Origin of the sequence: Haloarcula hispanica ATCC 33960, from assembly GCF_000223905.1 — an archaeon.
GTDB classification, from domain to species: Archaea; Halobacteriota; Halobacteria; order Halobacteriales; family Haloarculaceae; genus Haloarcula; species Haloarcula hispanica.
In genome coordinates this window covers 2,761,038-2,778,374 of record NC_015948.1, presented here as the reverse complement: position 1 = coordinate 2,778,374, position 17,337 = coordinate 2,761,038, and the positions used below count along the sequence as shown (strand labels likewise).

Genomic DNA, 17,337 nt, shown 5'->3' with positions numbered 1-17,337 from the left:
TAACACATATCGTTATGAGTTTTCCAGAGGGACCGATGGAGTCGGGCGGCCGGTCGAGTTACGATGAAGACGTTTCTGCCGACGCCGCGGACACAGACGGACTCTTTGGAGCCTTGCGACGGTTCTCGAAGCGGTGGTCCCGCCGCTACATCGAGATGCGTGTCGACGCGCTCGAAAGCCGCTGGGACTGATCGGTTCGACATTTCGCCGCGTTCCGGAAAAGGACTATACTGTCCCCGCCGCAGGGACGGACATGGATATCGCTAGAATCGCTGTTCACGAGTCAGTTGCGAAGGCCTGTCCGCTGGAGGCGATGGTCGCCGCGCTACAGGGGCTCGGCGTCCCTGTCGAAGTTGTCGGCGACGACGCAACCTTCGATACCAGTGACTGCGTCGTCACGTTCTCTCCGCGGGAGGCGTTTCTGGACGCCGCCTGGGTCCACGGCATCCGTGCGGGCTACGACGAGTTCGACGTGGACGCCTACGAGGCGGCCGGGACGGTACTGACGAACAGCACTGGTATCCACGGCGACACCGTCCCGGAAACCGCCGTCGGCTATCTGACGGCGTTTGCTCGCCGTCTCCACGTCTACCGGGACCGACAGGGCGACAACGACTGGACGCAGGAACCGTACGACGCGCCGTTCACGCTGACTGGCGAGCAGGTATGCGTGGCCGGTCTGGGCACCATCGGTCAGGGAATCGCTGACCGGGCCGACGCGCTGGGGATGGAGGTCGTCGGCGTTCGCCGCTCCGGTGACCCCGCCGAGAACGTCGAGCGCGTGTACACACCCGACGAACTGGACGCCGCCGTCGCCGACGCACGCTTCGTCGTGCTGTGTTGTCCGCTCACCGTAGAAACCGAAGGCATGGTCGACGCCGCTTTGCTCGCGCAGATGCGGGCCGACAGCTACCTCGTCAACGTCGCCCGTGGGCCTGTCGTCGTCGAGGACGCGCTGCTGAACGCGCTCGACGACGGGACGATTGCCGGGGCGGCCCTCGACGCCCACTGGGAGGAACCGCTGCCAGCGAACCATCCGCTCTGGGACCACGAGTCGGTCATCGTAACGCCACACGTCGCCGCGTTCACGAACCGGTATCACGAGGATATCGCGGCCCTCGTTCAGGAGAACATCGAACGGATCGACCGCGGCAAGTCACTGCGGAATCGCGTCGCGTAAGTTCGCTTCCTGCTATTCGAGTACAGCGACCGGCTGCGCCGCTCAGGTGCCTTCGACTAGCCGTTCTAGCTGCTCGGGCGGGACCGCGCCGCGGGCGGCGTGGCCGTCGTACGCGAACGTCGGGACGCCGGTGATGCCCTGGCGCTTGGCCGCCGTGAACTTCTCGCGGACCGCAGACCGGAGGCCGTCGTCCGCGAGCGCCGACCGGATCTCGTCGCCGTCGACGCCCGCGTCCTCGGCTAGGTCGACCAGCAGGTCCTCGTCGCCGATATCCTGCCCGCCCTGCCACAGCGCCTCGAAAACGGCCACGTCGAAGGTCAGCCACGTCTCGTAGTCGTAGTGCTCCTTGACGTAGTAGGAGGCGATCTGGGCGGGCAGCGAATCGATGTCGGTGGCGATATCCAGATCCATCTCGACGCCGTACTTATCCTGGAGCCGACGGACGCCCTGCTTGGCCTGTTCGTAGTAGTCCTCGTCCTTGCCGTCGTCGACGGAGTGGTCGATGGAGCCGTCGGGGTTGCGCTTCCCGCTCCGGAGGTCGAAGGGGTGCCAGTCGACCTCCAGTTTCTCCTCGCGCGTCGACTGATACTGCCTGAGCGATTCGCGTCCGAGATAACAGAACGGGCAGACGTAGTCCGAGAAGACCGTGATCCGCTCGCTCGACTGTGTCTCACTCATACGTCCGGGTATGCGTTGCTCGCGGTTAAACGCGGTCACCGTCTGTGTCGACACAGCGCACGACCGACCGGCCCGCTACGCGCCGTCCCCGATGGTCTCCACCCGGGAGACGAGGTCGTCGACGTCCGCTGCGAGCAGCATCACGCGGCCGTCGGTACCCACGCCCTCGCGGCCGACGACGGCGACCGGCGTTCCGTCGCTGGTCCCGAACGCCCGGTCGATGCCCCACTGTGCCGCGGCGTCGTCGGAAACCTCGTCCGGTTGCTCGTCGGGGTCGTACGTAGCGACTGAGCCGTCCAGCGACGCCAGCGCGTCCTCGATGGCATCGGTCAGTCGGCAGTCGACGGCGAACCGGACCGCTGGGTCGTGCTCCCGGGCGGCCAGCAGGGCACGAGCCACCGTCGTCGATGCGCCAAAGCGGACGCCGCGGTTCGGCCGGACGCCGTCCATCGTGCGGGCGATGCGGCCCTCGACGGCGGCGACCGCGTCCGGCGTCTCCGCGTAGGGCGTCGCGCCGGCGACGGTCATCCCTCGCTCGGGGACCAGCGTCGACACGTCCGCCTTGACGAGCGCCGACACAGCCCGCTCAACGGCCTCGCCCGTCGGATGGCGTGCGGCGTCGTTGCGCGTCTGGACGAGGTGGTGGACCGCACCCGGGCCTTCACCAACGTCGAGGTTGTACCGGACTGCGCTCGCAAGCAGGTCGATACTGTCTCCGACTGCCGTCGGCAGGTCGTCGCCGTGGGCCAACTGCGTCGCGATGGCCGAGGACAGCGTACAGCCCGAACCGTGGGTGGCCTCGGTGTCGATGCGGTCGTGGCGGAACGTCGTTACCCCGTCCTCGGTTACGAGAGTGTCGACCACGGCGTCGCCCGGGACGTGGCCCCCTTTCACGAGCGCGCTGTCGGCCCCCATCTCGACGAGGTCGCGGCCAGCCTGTTCCGCGGCCTCGGGGTCGTCGACGTCGCGCCCGGTCAGGACGGCGGCCTCGTCGGCGTTCGGTGTGACAAGCGTCGCTTCGGCGATGAGGGTCTCGTAGGCGTCTTCGGCTTCGGCGGCCAGCAGTCGGTCGCCCGACGCCGCCACCATCACCGGGTCGACGACGAGGTTCGGCAGGTCGGCAGCGTGTTCCACGACCAGGTCGATGACGTCGCTCGTTGCGAGCATCCCCGTCTTGACCGCGGCCACGTCGAAATCTCCCGTGACCGCCTCGATCTGGGCCTCGATCTGTTCAATCGGGAGCAGATGCTGACCCTGTACGCCCGTGGTGTTCTGTGCCGTGATGCTGGTGATCGCGCTGGTCCCGAAGCCGCCACAGGCCTCGATGGTCTTGACGTCGGCCTGGATACCGGCCCCGCCACCGGAGTCGCTGCCGGCGACGGTCAGCACGACTGGCGGCGTCACTGGGGCGTCCGCTCGTGTCATACCTGATGACTTCACTGGCGGCCACATATCGGTGCTGGTCTCTCAGTCGGACGAAACTATGCGGCCAAATCCTAGTATGCTAATATTACTCCATACTACATTTGAGAAACATTTATGTGTCACTGTGTCGGATGTGCCCTTGTACCACAATGGAACCAGCGTCGCGCGATACTACCGACTCCGACGAGCAGTACGGCAGCTTCACAACTGGCGGCGGCGACGTCGTCGTCTACGACACCGAGAACCCGACCGCGTGGCTTCAATCCAGCTATGCGGTACAAGTCGGCTGCTCGTCGGAACGAAAGTCGGCCTGACCTTTCTATCCGACCGATATCATCGCGATACCGACGATAGCCAGCCCCGCAGCGGCCAGGCGTGCTCGGAACTGCGCTTCGTCGAGAACAATCGCGCCCAGAATAACGGCGACGATGGCTTGCCCGTTGACGATGGGTGAGACGATACTCGCCGGGAGCAACTGGAAGGACAGCAACACGATGTGGTTCGCGTAGGCGACGAACATCGCCGCGACGACGAACTTCGGGAGGTCCCCCCGCCATCCCGGCGGGACCTGATACCGGAACGCGAGCGGCGTCATCAAGACGGCGATGCCGACGGCCATCACCGGGATGTAGGTCGTCGGTTCGACGGCCAGTTCCTGCATCAGCACCCGCTTGCTTACATCGACGAGCGCGAACGCCGCAGCCGACAGTAAGGCTAGCTGTGCGGGCCGGGACTTCCGGGCCCGCTTGAGCGGGGCCAGCAACGCTGTGCCCTGCCAGTTCGCGACGTAGACGGCGGCGGTCGCGACGACGACACCGCCGACCTGCAGCGCCGAGAGATGCTGGCCCAGCAGTCCGACTTCCAGCGGTAACACGAACACGGGAACGATTTTGCTGATCGGCGACACGTAGGAGACTTCGCCGACGCGGATCGCTCGAAAGAGGGTGAGCAGTCCAACCGCCGTCACCGCCGTCACGGCGAGAACCGACGAGAGGACGTTGACGCGGTTGCCCGCCGGGAGGAAGGGCTCGTTGCTGACGAAGACGATGGGGAGGTAGACGATGGGGACCAGGCTGTACGTAAGCAACAGGAACACCGGCGACGGATACTCGGTGAACCACCGCTTCATCACGAACAGGTACACCCCGAACACCAGCGCCGACAGAACGGCGTACGCGATTCCGACGTTCACGGTTGACAACGGCTAGCCGACCGCAATAACTGTTCCCTTCGGCCTCGTGTCAGGAACCGCGCTGACGGGCGATCAGGGCCGCAAGCAACACCGCGAGACCGGCCACGAGCGCGGTGAAGCCGTTGCCCTCGCCGGCTGTCGTCTGTGTGTCTGTGAGCCGCTCCGTCGGCGTCGACGTTGGTTCGGCTGTTTCGGTCGAGACGACCACCTCGACCGCCGTCGCGGTCCGTCCGTCACCCGCCGACAGCGAGACTGTTCCGGGTTCGCCGAGGGTGACCGTCCGCACGACTGTCGTCGTCGCCTGTGGCGGGAGATACAGCCGTTGCTCCGCGAACACGGTGCCGTTGCGGCGGAACTCGACCGCGATTGTCCCCGGAATCTCGTTGTCGTTGGCGACAGTGGCGGTCACGTCCACACTGTCCCCCTGCCTGACTTCTTGCGGACTCGCGGTGACGTCAGTGACGCTGGCCGCTGCCGGTTCCGTCACCACGACAGTGACGGTGTCGCCGTCGACACTGATCACGTATCGGCCGGGGTCGGCAAACGTGTGTGTCACTTCGACCTCGGTCCGCTCCCCCGGTTCGATCTGGCCCTGTTTCGCGGCGACGACGGTCTCGTTGACCGCGAGCGTCACGTTGTACGCTCCCGCATCACCGCCGGCGTTCTCGACGACCGCGTCGACCGCGAGCGTCTCGTTGGTCGCCAGCCGGATCGGTTCGCTCCCGCCGACGGGTGCGTCAGACCGGTAGAGACTGTCTGCACGGTAGGCGTCCGCGCGGTCGACCGGTGGGAGGCTGTAGCCGATACGGGCGGGGATCGCACCGAACAACCGCCGGTGCGTCGTCTCGTTCCACATCGCCACCGTTGTTGTCGTTTCGGTCTCCGTCGCGGTCGTGTTCCGAACGCTTGCCCCGCCAGTGGCCTCGACCTCGCTGAGGAACTGCGATTGCGTGACCGGGTCGCGGTAGCCGTTTAGCGACTGGAACACAGTCTGGAGTGTCTTGTTGCGGTCAGTAGCCGAGCGGATATGGACGTCTGCCCGCCCGGCTACCAGCGCGCCCTTCCTGTAGTTCGCGTCGTTCGTCCAACTCGACCGGTCCGTCAGCGCCACGTCGCTGTAGACGGGGCGTCCGCCCGCTGCGAGCTGTGCCCGGAACTCGTCGAACCCGATCCGGTCCTGTTCCAGCGTCAGGACGGCGGCGTAGTACGTCGCCCAGCCCTCGACCGTCCACCGCGTCTCCCGCGTCGTCTCGTAGGCCTGCCGGCTGTGGACGTACTCGTGGAGCCAGACGTTGTTGGCGGTATCCAGCGATTGCCGGGACTGGACCCACATATCTGCGTCACCGATCTGATACCCCTCGACGCCCCACTCGACGGCCTCGGACGGCGCGGCGACGACGAACACCTGCTCGTCACGGTCACCGACCCGGAGGGCGTTCGACGCGTTCGCCATCGAGTCGAGGACCGAAATCGGCGAGGCCGTCATCGTCGCCCGCTCCGGTATAGCCAGCGTGAACGTCTGGTTGTGCGCCGTCTCCTCGAAGGTCGCTACCTCGCCGAGGTACACGATCTCCTCGCCCGCCGCACCCGGGCCTGCCGTCCGGAGTGTCCGGTTGTACCTGACGGGGTCCTGGCCAGTGTAGCGCCAGCGCGTCGGCGTCCGTGACCGCGTGAGCAGCGCCCAGTCGCCCGTATCGACGCTGAGATAGCGGCCCTCGGCCCCCTCCGGACCGCTCTTCTCGATGGTCCGGTTCGGGTTGATGCGGTAGCTGACCGTCGCCGTATCCGTCGTTTCTTCCCACTCGTAGACGGACTCGTTGACGCGCTCGAACCCGTCGGTGTCAGTCACCGTCGCTTCCGCTGGGACGTGTGTTTCGAGGTCGACGACCCGGTCCGGAACCTCGTAGGTCAGGGTCACCGCGACTTCGCCCGGCTCCTCCGGTATGCGCGCGTAGGTCTGTGTCTGCTGAATCACGTCGCCGTCGTCGGTCTGTGTCGCACCCGACGTGGCTGTCCCTGTCTCAATGCTGGCCGCCATCGCGACGGCCCCTCCGGCAGTGTTCCCACCCTGTCGCCGCGGCCGTCGACGGTGTGTATCGGCACTTCCGACCCGGGCTAGCGAACCGCTCGCCTCGGCAGTGGCCGCTGTCTCGACTGTCCCACCACTATCTTGCTCTGACGTCCTATCAGCCTGATACGTACTGTTCTCGCTGTCTCCGCCGACTGCTGTGTCGACGCTGGCCCCGGTCACCGCCCCGTGGTCAGCGCTCGCCGCCACCGGGAGCGACGCGAATCCCCCACCGAGGAGAAGGACCACGAGTCCGACGGCCACCACCCGTCGGGGTACAACGAACATTGCAAACAGTTACCTCCCCGTGGTTGAAATAGTTGACCGCCGATTATGGGTGCTGGTATCATGCAACAAAATCTGTCTCGACCGGTCGCTACCAGAAGCGCCCACGACGGTAAAAAAAACAGCCAGACCTGAACCACTCGTGGCCGGCCGCAGCGACCACTCGCGAGCAGACCAGACTGAAAAGCTGGCGAGCAGGTCACAGCAGTGGCTTGCCACGGCGCTCTCACGAGAACCGTTGGCAGTCAGGAGTTCAGGCGACGTTGAAACCTTTGTCGCGGAGGAAATCCTCGACGCGGCCCGTGTGATTGCCCTGGAGCTCTATCTGCCCGTCCTCGACAGTGCCACCGCAGGCGAACTTCGATTTGAGGTCTGAGGACAGCGAGTCCATGTCGACGTCTTTCGGGTCGAATCCCTCGATAATCGTTACCTCCTTCCCGTAACGGCGCTCGTCGATGCGGATGTTAATCTCCTGGGACTCCTTAGCGACGTCCTCACAGACGCAGAGCTCCTCAGGCAGCCCGCACGTCGAGCAGACTTCCGACATTACAATCGCGCCTACGAACACGACCTATTAAACACTGTCGGGGACTACCGGGCGGAGACGATTCTATCAGCGATTTCGACGGCCTCGTCGGCAACCGCTTCGTCGACCTCGCCGCCGTACCGGAGTCGTTCCCGTAGCGCCGCCAGCCGACGGACCCGGTCGTCGGCCTCTATCGCGTCGAGATACGCCCGGACTGTCTCACCGCTCTCGCGGTCCCGGTGTTCCGTCGCAAGGACGTACATGGCCCGCTGGAACGCTCGCTCGATGTCGGTCTCGGGGTCCACGCGGCGCTGGTAGCGCAGCCACACTGCCCGGTAGGCTCGCCCGCTGAGGCCGGACCGACGCGCGCCCGCCGCGATGCCGAGCAGTGCAACGACGCCGAGCGTCATCTCCTCGCGTGACGGGAGGTCCGGCAGGCTCGGCCCCGCATCGTCGCCCGTGCCCGGCTCCCTTGCAGTGCCGGTTGGCGTGTCGGTTTCTGTGGCCGTTGGTGTCTCAGTCGGCTCGGCCTCGGTTTCGTCGGTCTCGGTCAGCGGGGCGGGTGTCGACGTGTCGGATGGCGTGTACTGTTCGACCGGGTTGTCGTCGCCGACAGTGGGTGACGATTCGTCCGAACTCGCCTCCTCGATACGCTGCTGCCTGACCGCCTCGCGCGGCCCGGACGGCGTCGGGTCGAACTGCACCCAGCCCTGGTCGGGGAAGTACACCTCGACCCAGGCGTGGGAGTTGAGCCCGCGCACAACCCACTGGTTCTCGTCGATTCGCTGGCCGGACGTGTAGCCGACGGTCATGCGCGCTGGAATGCCTTGTGTCCGGAGCATCGTCACCATCGTCGTCGCGAAGTAGACACAGTACCCCTCGTCCATCTCGAAGAGGAAGGCGTCGGCGACGTTGAAGTCGGGTCGGTCGACCTCCAGCGAGTAGCCCTTGCTCTCCTGGAGCCACCGCTCGACGACCAGTGCCGTCTCGTAGGGGTTTTCGGCGTTCGCGGTGAGGATGGACGTCCGTTCGGCGACCCGATCCGGCGTGCTGTCGGGGAGTTGAGTGTACAGCTCCGCGGTCGCGTCGTCGTAGTCAGTGCCGGCCCCGCGCAGCCCGTCGGGCGTCGCCACGAGCAGTTCGCTCCTGACCTCGTAGCTGTCGCCCGTCGACAGCGTACCGTTAGGCTGGAACCCGCCCTCGCTGGAGACCAGTACCGACGGCTCCCCCGAGTAACGGACGGGCTTCCAGGCGGCCGGGACGGTCCCGATGGTCGACTCCGCCCGGAACTCCTGTCGAAGTGTCCGGGTCTCTCCCTCAGGAGAGTCGAGGCGCTGGTCGTCGTACGGGATGGGGTTCCCCGTCCGCACCCACCCGTTGCCGGTGTAGCGGTCGTAGGAGGCGACCCGCCAGTAGCGCGGTTCCTCGCTTTCGACCGTGTACCGTATCTCCGGCGTCAACGAGATGCTCCCGAGCACCGAGAGGGACTCCCCGGCGTCGAAGAGGCTCCCTTCGACGGTCTGGCCGTCCGACCCATCATCGTACGACAGCAAACTATCCCGGGTGATCGGGACCTGCGAGAGCGCCGCCGGGACGACGATTATCGCCGCCAGTTGTTCGAGGACGGCTCGCCGCCCGGCGTCGATGCCCTCGCTGTCGTCGTCCGTCTGTCCCGTCTCGCTGCTGCCGGACATCGCATCGGGTCGCTTCGTCAGGTCCGCCGGCTCGTCCGCCGACAGCGTATCGAGCGTCCCGAAGCCGATGGTCGCCGCGATGCCGACCACGCCCAGCAGCGTCGTCACCACGCCGGCGTCGGTCGTCAGGGCGAAGAACGCCAGCGCCGTGCCGGCCGCCACCGTCGCCGTCACGTACCAGCGCCGCAAGGCGAAGTACCAGGTCAGAAACACCGGTGCCGGCGCGAACGACAGCACCCACAGCCTGACCTTGGCAATCTGGAGCAGTGACCGTCCGGTCAGCAGAGCGGCGGTGTCGCCCAGAAGTTCTGTCACTGCCGGGTTCGTCGAGAGGTTCAGGATGTACGCACCGAGACCGCCGGCGAACAGCACTGCGCCGACAGCGACCGCGAGGGGCGGTCTGAGCACGCGAGCCAGCAGCGTCGCACCGACGAGCGAGAGCGCGGTGAGCGCCAGAAACAGAGTCGGGTCGCCGACTACGTCGCTGAGATAGTACATCGTCCGCAGCGGCGCACCGATGGCCAGCGCCGCCGCAAGCAGCGCCAACGTTCGTGACCCGCTCCACGGGACTCGGCGGCGGATTCGTTCCACGACGACGGCGCTCATCCGTTCACCTCGCCTGCGATGGGGTTGTCCCGACTGGCGGTCACAGCAGCGAAGGACTGGCGGCGGCCGTCGACCGACACCGTGACCCCGTCGCCGTTGGCTGTGACAATCACGTCGGCGTCGTCTGTCCGGCCGGTCTGGCCCGCGTCAGCCCGGGCCAGCAGTTCGAGCAGTCGCGTTCGGTGGGTGTCGCCGTACCCCTGTTCGACCGCGCCGTTCGGGACGGCGAGTTCGACGGCGAGACCACTCTCCAGCGCGGCCATCGTGATCGTCGCCGCCGCGGCGGCCATCTCGTCGGCGTGGCCCCGCTGGGCTTCCGCGGCAACGAGCAGGGTCCGGTCGCTCCGGTTGTCAGTGAACTCCTTGACTAACAGGTCCTCGCGCTTGGCGCTTGACTTCCAGTGGACGTTCCGCAAGGAGTCGCCGCTGACGTACTCTCGCAGTCGGTCAAACGACTGCCGGTCCTCGTTCTCCGGTGTGAACGTCCGCGCGAACGCGTCCGTGCCGCCCAGTCGGTAGACGGGCGGATACACCAGTACGTCGGCCTTGCTCTCGATGGTGTAGCGCTCTCTGATGAGTCCCAGTGCGTCCGTCACCGTCGCTTCGACGGGGCCGACCTGTTGCTCGCCCCGGGCCGTGTAGGTGACTCGGTAGGTCACCGTCGCGGGCAGGGATTTAGTGACTGTCGTCTCCCCCTCTAACCCCTCGGAGAGCCGGTCGGTGACTGTCGCGATGCCGCTGCCGTCGACGCGGAACTCGACCAGCTTCGTCTCGCCGGGAAAGCCACGGCGGAGGCGGCTCCGCTCGACAGTCGGCGCGCCGCTCCAGCGAACCTGCACGGCGGCGGCGAACACGCCGACGAACAGCGGGCCGGCGACGGCAGTGAGCCCGGGCTGGCCGAATCTGGCACTGACGAGGAGGGCGGCAACGGCGACGGCGAGGACGGCGAAACCGCGGCGCGTCGGTCTCATTCGACGTAGACGGTATCGAGTGCCTCCGCGACGAGTTCCCGGGCGTTCTGCTCGCTACTTTCAGTGCGGATCCGGTGCGGGAGGACAACCGGCGCTTCCGTCTGGATGTCGTCGGGGATGACGTAGCTGCGGCCGTCGAGGACGGCCCGGGCCTGTGCCGCCCGCAGCAGCGAGATGCTCCCTCGCGGGCTGACGCCCAGTTGTGCGTTCTCCCGCGTGTACCGCGCCAGCCGGGTCGCGTACGAGCGAATGGGCTCTTCGACGGTCACGTCGGCCACCGTCTCCCGAGCGGCGGACAGCGCTTCGAGGGTGGCGACCGACGTGAGTTCCTCGATGGGGTGCTGCCCCACGACGTCACCCAGCATCTCCGTCTCTGCCGCTTCGTTCGGATAGCCCAGATGGAGTTTCGTCATGAACCGGTCGAGTTCAGCCATCGGGAGGTCGTAGGCCCGGTTCTGCTCGACCGTGTTCTGCGTGGCGATGACGGTAAACGGCTGTGGCACGGGATGTGTGGTCCCGTCGACGGACACCTGCTGTTCCTCCATCGCCTCAAGCAGCGCCGACTGTGTCTTCGGCGGGGCGCGGTTGATTTCGTCGCCGAGAACGACGTTGGCGAAGATCGGGCCGGGCCGGAACTCGAACTCCTGTGTCTTCTGGTTGTAGATGTTGACACCGGTCACGTCGGTCGGCAGGAGGTCCGGTGTGAACTGGACGCGCTTGAACTCACCGTCGAAGGAGGCCGCGACGGAGCGGGCCAGCATCGTCTTGCCGACGCCGGGGACGTCCTCAAGTAGAATGTGTCCGCGGCCGAGCACCGCCGTCACGATGTGCTCGATAGCGTCGTGTTGTCCGACGATGACCTGCTCGACGTTCTCGATCACCTGATTGGCGACGCGTGTCGCGTCACGGAGGGGACTGTCCGACTGTTGACTGCGTGAGGTGTCAGTGTCTGTCATAGTCGCGGTCTCGTGGGACGACGGCTTGGCACGGGGACTGGTGGGATAGTCTGCCCTGTCGACCAGTAAGTGTCTTGTGTGGGTGCCACATCCTCCGGGCCGTTCAGTTGTAGCCGCGTCTACGGCGTGATGGCATGTAACTCTGTGGATGCGTGAGGTCCACACACATCCGCTCTGTGGCCGGTAGCGGGGCTCACCAGCACTTGCAGGCCCCACAGACGAGGAGCCCGTCCTGTGTCCACCGGCGCTCGACGACCTCGCCACACTCGTCACATGCCGCTCCCTCGGGCGACCACGCGTACGTCGTCACGGCCGGGTCGACCGCCTCGGACGAGGCTGCGGAGTCGGTGGTTTCGCCTTCTGTCTCTGCAGTATCGTCTCTCGCCGACATGCCGTCCGCTCCTTCGTCCTCGCTCTCGCTGCTATCGTCGAGAAAGTCCTCCAGCGAGGCGTCTTCGGCCATACACCCTGGTTTTGGTTGCGGTCACAAAATACCCTGTCGGTCGTTCCGACGCCGTGCTCTGATGCCTACCTCGTTATTCGGTGGCGACGCCGACGGTCAGCAACGTCCCCAGTTCGCGGTAGCGCTCGACCATCGCCTCGCGGGTCTCGAACTCGTCCGTGGGGAACGCATCCGCCGGCGGAATCTCCACCTCGCGGTCGGGGATCGTGTCCTGCGACGCAACGGCCAGGCCGGCCTCACGGAAGGCCTCGCGGTACTCCGGGCCGCTCCAGCGGGTCATCTCGATGTCGATGAACTCCTGCCACTCGTGGGAGTGGACGTTCTCCTCGTAGTAGTTCACCGCGATGTGGGCGGTCCCGCCCGGTCGCAGCACTCGCGCGATTTCTTCGAGGGTGTGTGGCGGATCACTGGCGTAGTAGAACGCCTCCATCGAGAACACATGGTCGATGCTGTCGGTCGCAAACGGCAGCGCGTCGAAGTCGCCACGCAGGAACCCGATACCGTTGTCGTCCGTGTACTCGCGGGCGTTCCGGAGCATCTCCGGTGACCCGTCGAGCCCGTAGCAGGGGCCGGCGTCGTTGGTGTCACGGAGCGCACGGAGCGCGTAGCCCGAGCCAGTACCGAGGTCGAGTACCGTGTCGCCCGGTTCGACCGGCATCCGGGCGAGGACGTGCTTGGCGGTGTGCCAGTGCCGGTCTTCCATCCCTCTGTCTTTGCCTTCGGCCGCCCACGCGTCGAATTCCTCGCGAACGCTCATACGTCCCTCCAGCAGTTCTGGCCTCAAAATGCCCGCTATTTTAGCCTGCCAGAAAGACGTGTCCACCGATAGCCGTACCCGTCTGGTGATGGACATCTCAGCCCACCTCTGTACACAAAATATCAGATGGGGAATAAGTCAATCGGCGTACTGCGACACAGCATGCGCTCGTACAAGGCTAAATCGGTAACGTCGATACAGCTTCCGCCCCGTGAGCGACGTGAGACCGCGCTCAGCGAAGCCGGACACAACGTCTTCAACCTCGCTGCGGATGATGTCTTTATCGACCTGTTGACTGATTCGGGGACTGGCGCGATGAGCGACGACCAGTGGGCGGACGTGGTCCGCGGGGACGAGGCCTACGCCGGTTCGCGCTCGTTCGAACGCTTCCGTGAGGCGGTCGCTGACGTGATGGGATTCGACCGCGTGGTCCCGACACATCAGGGCCGCGGCGCGGAGAACGTCCTGTTCGGGGCGCTACTGGACGAGGGTGACGTCGTGCTCAACAACACGCATTTCGACACCACCCGCGCACACGTAACGAACCAGGGCGCTATCGCGGTTGACTGCCCGGCAGAGACAGACCTGACTACTGATAGCGTCGGGACGTTTGCCGGAAACTTCGACACAGATCGGGGGTGGGACGCTGTCGAGGAGTACGGGCAGGACGCCGTCTCGGCTGTCGTCCTGACGATCACGAACAACTCCGCCGCCGGCCAGCCGGTGTCGATGGCGAACATCCGCGAGACGGCCGCCTTCGCCACGGAAATCGACGTACCGTTCGTCATTGACGCCTGCCGGTTCGCCGAAAACGCACAGTTCATCAAGCAACGGGACCCCGAATACGCCGATACGCCACTCAGTGAGATCGCTCGCGAGCAGTTGCGTCCCGCGGACGCAATCACGATGAGTGGGAAAAAGGACGCACTCGCAAATATCGGCGGGTTCACCGCAGTCCGCGACGCTGCCCTGTTTGAACGGTGCAAACAGCGCGCGATCCTGTATGAAGGATTCCCGACCTACGGTGGCCTCGCAGGTCGTGATCTTGAAGCGATGGCCACCGGTCTGCGGGAAGCGGTCCAACCGCCGTACGTCGCCGAGCGGATCGAACAAGTCGCGACCCTCGGCGACCTCCTGCGTGAGCGCGATATCCCGATCGTCACGCCGACCGGCGGCCACGCCGTCTACATCGATGCGGCCGCCCTGCTCCCGGACATCCCCGCCGACCAATTCCCCGGGCAGCGGCTCGTCTGCGAACTCTACCGCGAAGGCGGCGTCCGGACAGTCGAACTCGGTTCGTTTGCGTTCCCCGGGACCGACCGCCCAGAACTCGTTCGGCTCGCCCTTCCTCGCCGGACGTACTGGCGCGAACACTTGGAACACATCGCGGAGACCGCTGCTCGCGTTCGCGACTGTCGCGACGAGTACACTGGCCTGAAAATCGTCTGGGAGCCACCGATGGAAGAACTCAGACACTTCTCAGCGGAACTCGAGCCCGTTGCGTAGGGTCGTTCGCCCGTGGCCCCGGACGACAGCGACCCACGAGCAACCACGTTGTGGCCGGGAACGCAAACACAAAGTAGGGCCACGCTAACGTTCAGGTAATGCAAGGACTGCTGTCGGAACTGCTCCAGAGCATCATCGACATGCCCGGCTGGTTCATCGACGTGGCACTGAACGACCCGCTGGCGGCACTCATGCTCGCCGTCGGTGCCGTCATCACGACCGTCTCGGTCGTCTTCTTCGGGTACCTGTCGCTGGGGGCCGTGCTGTCGCTGTTCAGTGGCTCCGGCGGTCGAGGACCGCCCCAAGCAAATCGATAGCCGTCTCGACGTCCGGCCCGAGCGGCGACGCGAACACGATACTGTCGGCATATTCTTCTAATTCTGCCGTGCGCTCGGCCACCGTCTCCGGCGTTCCGGCGATACAGAACGCGTCCAGCATCGCCTCCGTCACACCCTCGAACGCGGCCGGGAACTCGCCGGCCGAAATCGCCGCCCCGATGTCGGCGGCGGCGTCGTGGTCGATGCCGTGGCGGTCGAGCACCGGCGGCGGCGACCCCGCGGCGACGAACGCGACCGGTGGCCGGGCGGCTTCCCGCGCCTCGGCCTCGTCCTCGGCGACCGAGACGCTGGCGTAGGCCGCGAGGTCGAACTCGCCGTACTCCTCGGGCCGTTCGTCGGCCATCTCTTCTACTTGCTCGCGTGCCCACGCGAGGTCTTTCGGGTGCGCGCCGTTGTACAGCGCGCCGTCGGCGTGTTTCGCCGCCATCCGGGTCATGTGTGGCCCCTGTGCACCGACGTACACCGGAATATCGCCGACCTCGTAGTTCAGCCCGGCGTCGACGGCCTCGAACGTCCCGTCGTGGTCGACCCGCTCGCCGTCCCAGAGCTTCCGGGCCGTCGTGAACGTCTCAAGCACGCGACGCAGGGCGTCGTTGTGGTCGAAGCCGAGGTTGCTGAGCGTCGATTTGTCTCCCGGCCCGATACCGAAGACGGCCCGGCCATCGCTCAGTTCCTCCAGCGTCGCCACCCGCGAGGCCAGCGTCACTGGATGCGTCTCGTAGGGGTTGGCGATGCCGGGACCGAGCAGTATCTCTTCGGTCCGTTCGGCCATCGCGGTCAGCGACATGAACTGGTCGCGGTTGTTGTAGTGATGGCTGACGTACACGGCGTCGAGCGCGTTCGATTCGGCCTGTTCGGCAAACGAGGCGAGCTGTGCGACCGGATGTTCCGGGGTGAGTTCAATCGCGTACATGAGACCAGTCTCTGAGTGCTTGTCTGACTACGTCCTTCTCCGGGTCGCGGAACAGTTGCTCGCTGCCCGCGTGGTCGCCGAAGTCGAAATCGCGGACGACTGCGACGGGCGTTCCGCCGTCGCCTTCGCCGGTGACGAGGTTGGCCGCGGCGGCGAGTTCGTCGACAACGGCCTGGACGGTGGCTTCGAGTTCGCGGCCGTCGCGGTCGTGTTCGCCCCGCCAGTCCCGAGAGGCAGGGAGCCCGGCCCAGCCCAGTGCGACGCCGCGCTGGCCGAGTCGGAACGGCCGCCCCGACGTGTCGGTGACGATAACGCTGGGTTCGACGCCCGCTTGTTCGCGGATGCCAGCACGGATGGCTTCGGCCTCGGCCGTCGGATTCTCGGGGAGCAAGAGGAGGTCCGCGCCGGGCACGTTCGAGCGGTCGATGCCCGCGTTGACGGTGATATGCCCGAACTCCGTCACGCCGAGGATGAAGGGGGCTTCGACCAGCACCTCAGTACACTCATCGAGAATCGCCTGTGCCATTCGCGGGTCTTTCTCCTCACCGGCGATGTCCTCGATGGTCGCCGCGATGCGCTCGGCACGCGCGCTCGGCTCGTACGACGATAGCGACCGGCCGCGTCCGTTGGCCTTGGAAACGATAGTGCTGGCGACACAGATCACGTCGTCGTCCCGGAGGTCGGCCTGCTCGACGAGCAGCCCCGCCACGTCGTCCCCGGGGCGGACCTCGGGCAACCCTTCGACCGCGAAGACTTCCATACCGTTCCTGCGGTCCCTGCGGGAAAAAGACCCGCGTTCGCTGCAAAGCCGGCCAACAGTGGCAACAGCTGCCGGTACGCGGGAGCGAACCGCGACAGCCGAGGCCTTACAGCTCGTATTGGTGCACGTCGAGCGTGCCGTCCTCGACCGTCGCCGTCAGCATCGTCGGTCGGCTGGCCGGCGATGCGCCCGTGACGCTGCCAGGGTTCAGGAGCCGCACACCCTCGTAGACAGTGTCCGTCAGTTCGTGGGTGTGGCCGGCGACGCCGACGGCACTGCTGTCGGCCTCGTCGCGGACCGCAGCGGCGACACGGTCCGCCCAGCCCCGCGGCGACCCGGTGCCGTGTGTCACGACGAACGTGACGCCGCCGAGTTCGACTGTCGCCCGCTCCGGCAATCCGATCTGTGGGTCGATGTTGCCCGAGACGGCGGTCAGCCCCGTCGCCATGTGGCGGATGTCAGCGAGCGCCCCCTTGCTGTCGAAGTCACCGGCGTGGATGACGTGGTCCGCGACTTCGATGCGCTCCCGGAACGACGGCGGGATTTCGTGTTCCCGGGAGGGAATGTGCGAATCGCTGATGAGAGCGACATCCATACAAATCCATCGCGTCGGCGTTCAAAAAGGGTTTCTGCCACGGAAACGGGTGCCGACCGATCGCTGTGGCGGCGCTACTCTGTGGACGAAAACACGTCCCGCAGTCCGTCCAACTGCTCGACCAGTCGATCAATGCCGCCATTGATTGTTGCGACCCGCTCGTCGATGTTGTCCACCGGAATCGCTCCCTGCGGCGTCGGCTCGATGAGTTCGTCGTCTTCCAGCATCCGCAGCGAGTACCGCACCTTGTGTTTCGGGACCCCTGTCTCCTCGGCGAGCCGAACGATACCGATCGGCCCGTTCTCGATGACGGCTTCGAGGATCGACAGGTCCCGCCCCTCCTTCTCGACCTGATCTTCCAGTCGGTCCATTCCCATAGCAAATCGTATCTGTGCTTTTACGGCCACGACACATAAACGCCTCA

General features: G+C 65.9%; 19 protein-coding genes. 5 read left to right on the top strand and 14 right to left on the bottom strand.

Translation table 11 applies throughout. The features are described 5' to 3' along the window. Positions 1 to 14: 14 nt before the first annotated feature. Positions 15 to 191: a hypothetical protein gene (locus tag HAH_RS19710; protein ID WP_014041510.1), complete on the top strand. Its 177-nt coding sequence runs from the start codon at positions 15 to 17 to the stop codon at positions 189 to 191. A gap of 62 nt (positions 192 to 253) precedes the next feature. Next, entirely contained in the window at positions 254 to 1,180 is a 927-nt protein-coding gene (gene ddh, locus HAH_RS14025; RefSeq protein WP_014041509.1) for a D-2-hydroxyacid dehydrogenase, read from the top strand. A gap of 42 nt (positions 1,181 to 1,222) precedes the next feature. Here the strand turns inward: ddh and HAH_RS14020 are convergent, their stop codons facing one another. Together HAH_RS14020 and thiD are read right to left on the bottom strand one after the other, a co-directional pair. Then, positions 1,223 to 1,858: a DsbA family oxidoreductase gene (locus tag HAH_RS14020; RefSeq protein ID WP_014041508.1), complete on the bottom strand. Its 636-nt coding sequence runs from the start codon at positions 1,856 to 1,858 to the stop codon at positions 1,223 to 1,225. A 75-nt stretch (positions 1,859 to 1,933) separates the two neighbouring features. Next, complete coding sequence (gene thiD, locus HAH_RS14015) at positions 1,934 to 3,310, bottom strand: bifunctional hydroxymethylpyrimidine kinase/phosphomethylpyrimidine kinase (RefSeq protein WP_023843441.1); 1,377 nt, start codon at positions 3,308 to 3,310, stop codon at positions 1,934 to 1,936. 122 nt (positions 3,311 to 3,432) lie between these two features. Here thiD and HAH_RS20010 point away from each other — a divergent pair, with 122 nt between their 5' ends. Beyond that, positions 3,433 to 3,597: a DUF7331 family protein gene (locus HAH_RS20010; protein ID WP_004590650.1), complete on the top strand. Its 165-nt coding sequence runs from the start codon at positions 3,433 to 3,435 to the stop codon at positions 3,595 to 3,597. A 5-nt stretch (positions 3,598 to 3,602) separates the two neighbouring features. Here the strand turns inward: HAH_RS20010 and HAH_RS14010 are convergent, their stop codons facing one another. The 8 genes from HAH_RS14010 to HAH_RS13975 all read right to left on the bottom strand — a co-directional run bounded on the left by HAH_RS14010 (position 3,603) and on the right by HAH_RS13975 (position 12,801). Next, the gene (locus HAH_RS14010) at positions 3,603 to 4,484 is read right to left on the bottom strand and encodes a DMT family transporter (protein WP_044952050.1); all 882 of its coding nucleotides are present in this window, start codon (positions 4,482 to 4,484) and stop codon (positions 3,603 to 3,605) included. Between the two features lie 40 nt (positions 4,485 to 4,524). Beyond that, complete coding sequence (locus HAH_RS14005) at positions 4,525 to 6,831, bottom strand: CARDB domain-containing protein (protein ID WP_014041505.1); 2,307 nt, start codon at positions 6,829 to 6,831, stop codon at positions 4,525 to 4,527. 250 nt (positions 6,832 to 7,081) lie between these two features. Beyond that, positions 7,082 to 7,375 carry a stress response translation initiation inhibitor YciH gene (gene yciH, locus HAH_RS14000; protein WP_004516073.1) on the bottom strand — a complete coding sequence of 98 codons (294 nt, stop codon included), beginning with the start codon at positions 7,373 to 7,375 and terminating at the stop codon, positions 7,082 to 7,084. Positions 7,376 to 7,419: 44 nt separating this feature from the next. After that, positions 7,420 to 9,654 (bottom strand): transglutaminase TgpA family protein, encoded by a 2,235-nt coding sequence (locus HAH_RS13995; RefSeq protein WP_014041504.1) that lies wholly within the window; start codon positions 9,652 to 9,654, stop codon positions 7,420 to 7,422. Next, complete coding sequence (locus HAH_RS13990; RefSeq protein ID WP_014041503.1) at positions 9,651 to 10,625, bottom strand: DUF58 domain-containing protein; 975 nt, start codon at positions 10,623 to 10,625, stop codon at positions 9,651 to 9,653. Before HAH_RS13990 ends, HAH_RS13995 begins: the two co-directional genes overlap by 4 nt. Then, positions 10,622 to 11,581: an AAA family ATPase gene (locus HAH_RS13985; RefSeq protein ID WP_014041502.1), complete on the bottom strand. Its 960-nt coding sequence runs from the start codon at positions 11,579 to 11,581 to the stop codon at positions 10,622 to 10,624. The genes HAH_RS13990 and HAH_RS13985 overlap by 4 nt, the downstream gene beginning before the upstream one ends. A 193-nt stretch (positions 11,582 to 11,774) precedes the next feature. Then, entirely contained in the window at positions 11,775 to 12,044 is a 270-nt protein-coding gene (locus tag HAH_RS13980) for a DUF7573 domain-containing protein (RefSeq protein ID WP_014041501.1), read from the bottom strand. Between the two features lie 73 nt (positions 12,045 to 12,117). After that, entirely contained in the window at positions 12,118 to 12,801 is a 684-nt protein-coding gene (locus HAH_RS13975; RefSeq protein WP_014041500.1) for a class I SAM-dependent methyltransferase, read from the bottom strand. Between the two features lie 162 nt (positions 12,802 to 12,963). On the opposite strand from HAH_RS13975, the gene HAH_RS13970 reads away from it, so the two are divergent. Together HAH_RS13970 and HAH_RS13965 are read left to right on the top strand one after the other, a co-directional pair. Further along, complete coding sequence (locus HAH_RS13970) at positions 12,964 to 14,307, top strand: tryptophanase (RefSeq protein WP_044952048.1); 1,344 nt, start codon at positions 12,964 to 12,966, stop codon at positions 14,305 to 14,307. 98 nt (positions 14,308 to 14,405) lie between these two features. After that, a complete protein-coding gene (locus HAH_RS13965) occupies positions 14,406 to 14,624 on the top strand; it encodes a hypothetical protein (RefSeq protein WP_014041498.1) in 219 nt (72 codons plus the stop codon). Here the strand turns inward: HAH_RS13965 and HAH_RS13960 are convergent. The 4 genes from HAH_RS13960 to HAH_RS13945 form a co-directional block, all read right to left on the bottom strand. Beyond that, positions 14,581 to 15,558 (bottom strand): 5,10-methylenetetrahydromethanopterin reductase, encoded by a 978-nt coding sequence (locus HAH_RS13960; RefSeq protein WP_014041497.1) that lies wholly within the window; start codon positions 15,556 to 15,558, stop codon positions 14,581 to 14,583. The two genes, HAH_RS13965 and HAH_RS13960, sit on opposite strands and share 44 nt — an antisense overlap. Then, complete coding sequence (locus HAH_RS13955; protein ID WP_014041496.1) at positions 15,545 to 16,318, bottom strand: coenzyme F420-0:L-glutamate ligase; 774 nt, start codon at positions 16,316 to 16,318, stop codon at positions 15,545 to 15,547. Before HAH_RS13955 ends, HAH_RS13960 begins: the two co-directional genes overlap by 14 nt. Positions 16,319 to 16,424: 106 nt before the next feature. Then, entirely contained in the window at positions 16,425 to 16,913 is a 489-nt protein-coding gene (locus HAH_RS13950) for a metallophosphoesterase family protein (protein ID WP_014041495.1), read from the bottom strand. A 74-nt stretch (positions 16,914 to 16,987) separates the two neighbouring features. After that, entirely contained in the window at positions 16,988 to 17,284 is a 297-nt protein-coding gene (locus HAH_RS13945) for a winged helix-turn-helix transcriptional regulator (RefSeq protein ID WP_170832126.1), read from the bottom strand. Positions 17,285 to 17,337 lie beyond the last annotated feature (53 nt).

Excerpts from the sequence above, each read along its gene's own strand:
- HAH_RS13980 (WP_014041501.1), bottom strand. The coding sequence starts at position 12,044 with ATGGCCGAAGACGCCTCGCTGGAGGACTTTCTCGACGATAGCAGCGAG.
- HAH_RS13945 (WP_170832126.1), bottom strand. The coding sequence starts at position 17,284 with ATGGACCGACTGGAAGATCAGGTCGAGAAGGAGGGGCGGGACCTGTCG.
- HAH_RS13970 (WP_044952048.1), top strand. The coding sequence starts at position 12,964 with ATGCGCTCGTACAAGGCTAAATCGGTAACGTCGATACAGCTTCCGCCC.
- HAH_RS20010 (WP_004590650.1), top strand. The coding sequence starts at position 3,433 with ATGGAACCAGCGTCGCGCGATACTACCGACTCCGACGAGCAGTACGGC.
- HAH_RS14020 (WP_014041508.1), bottom strand. The coding sequence starts at position 1,858 with ATGAGTGAGACACAGTCGAGCGAGCGGATCACGGTCTTCTCGGACTAC.
- HAH_RS13950 (WP_014041495.1), bottom strand. The coding sequence starts at position 16,913 with ATGGATGTCGCTCTCATCAGCGATTCGCACATTCCCTCCCGGGAACAC.
- HAH_RS13960 (WP_014041497.1), bottom strand. The coding sequence starts at position 15,558 with ATGTACGCGATTGAACTCACCCCGGAACATCCGGTCGCACAGCTCGCC.
- HAH_RS13990 (WP_014041503.1), bottom strand. The coding sequence starts at position 10,625 with ATGAGACCGACGCGCCGCGGTTTCGCCGTCCTCGCCGTCGCCGTTGCC.
- HAH_RS13995 (WP_014041504.1), bottom strand. The coding sequence starts at position 9,654 with ATGAGCGCCGTCGTCGTGGAACGAATCCGCCGCCGAGTCCCGTGGAGC.
- HAH_RS13985 (WP_014041502.1), bottom strand. The coding sequence starts at position 11,581 with ATGACAGACACTGACACCTCACGCAGTCAACAGTCGGACAGTCCCCTC.
- thiD (WP_023843441.1), bottom strand. The coding sequence starts at position 3,310 with ATGTGGCCGCCAGTGAAGTCATCAGGTATGACACGAGCGGACGCCCCA.
- ddh (WP_014041509.1), top strand. The coding sequence starts at position 254 with ATGGATATCGCTAGAATCGCTGTTCACGAGTCAGTTGCGAAGGCCTGT.
- HAH_RS13955 (WP_014041496.1), bottom strand. The coding sequence starts at position 16,318 with ATGGAAGTCTTCGCGGTCGAAGGGTTGCCCGAGGTCCGCCCCGGGGAC.
- HAH_RS14005 (WP_014041505.1), bottom strand. The coding sequence starts at position 6,831 with ATGTTCGTTGTACCCCGACGGGTGGTGGCCGTCGGACTCGTGGTCCTT.
- yciH (WP_004516073.1), bottom strand. The coding sequence starts at position 7,375 with ATGTCGGAAGTCTGCTCGACGTGCGGGCTGCCTGAGGAGCTCTGCGTC.
- HAH_RS13975 (WP_014041500.1), bottom strand. The coding sequence starts at position 12,801 with ATGAGCGTTCGCGAGGAATTCGACGCGTGGGCGGCCGAAGGCAAAGAC.
- HAH_RS19710 (WP_014041510.1), top strand. The coding sequence starts at position 15 with ATGAGTTTTCCAGAGGGACCGATGGAGTCGGGCGGCCGGTCGAGTTAC.
- HAH_RS13965 (WP_014041498.1), top strand. The coding sequence starts at position 14,406 with ATGCAAGGACTGCTGTCGGAACTGCTCCAGAGCATCATCGACATGCCC.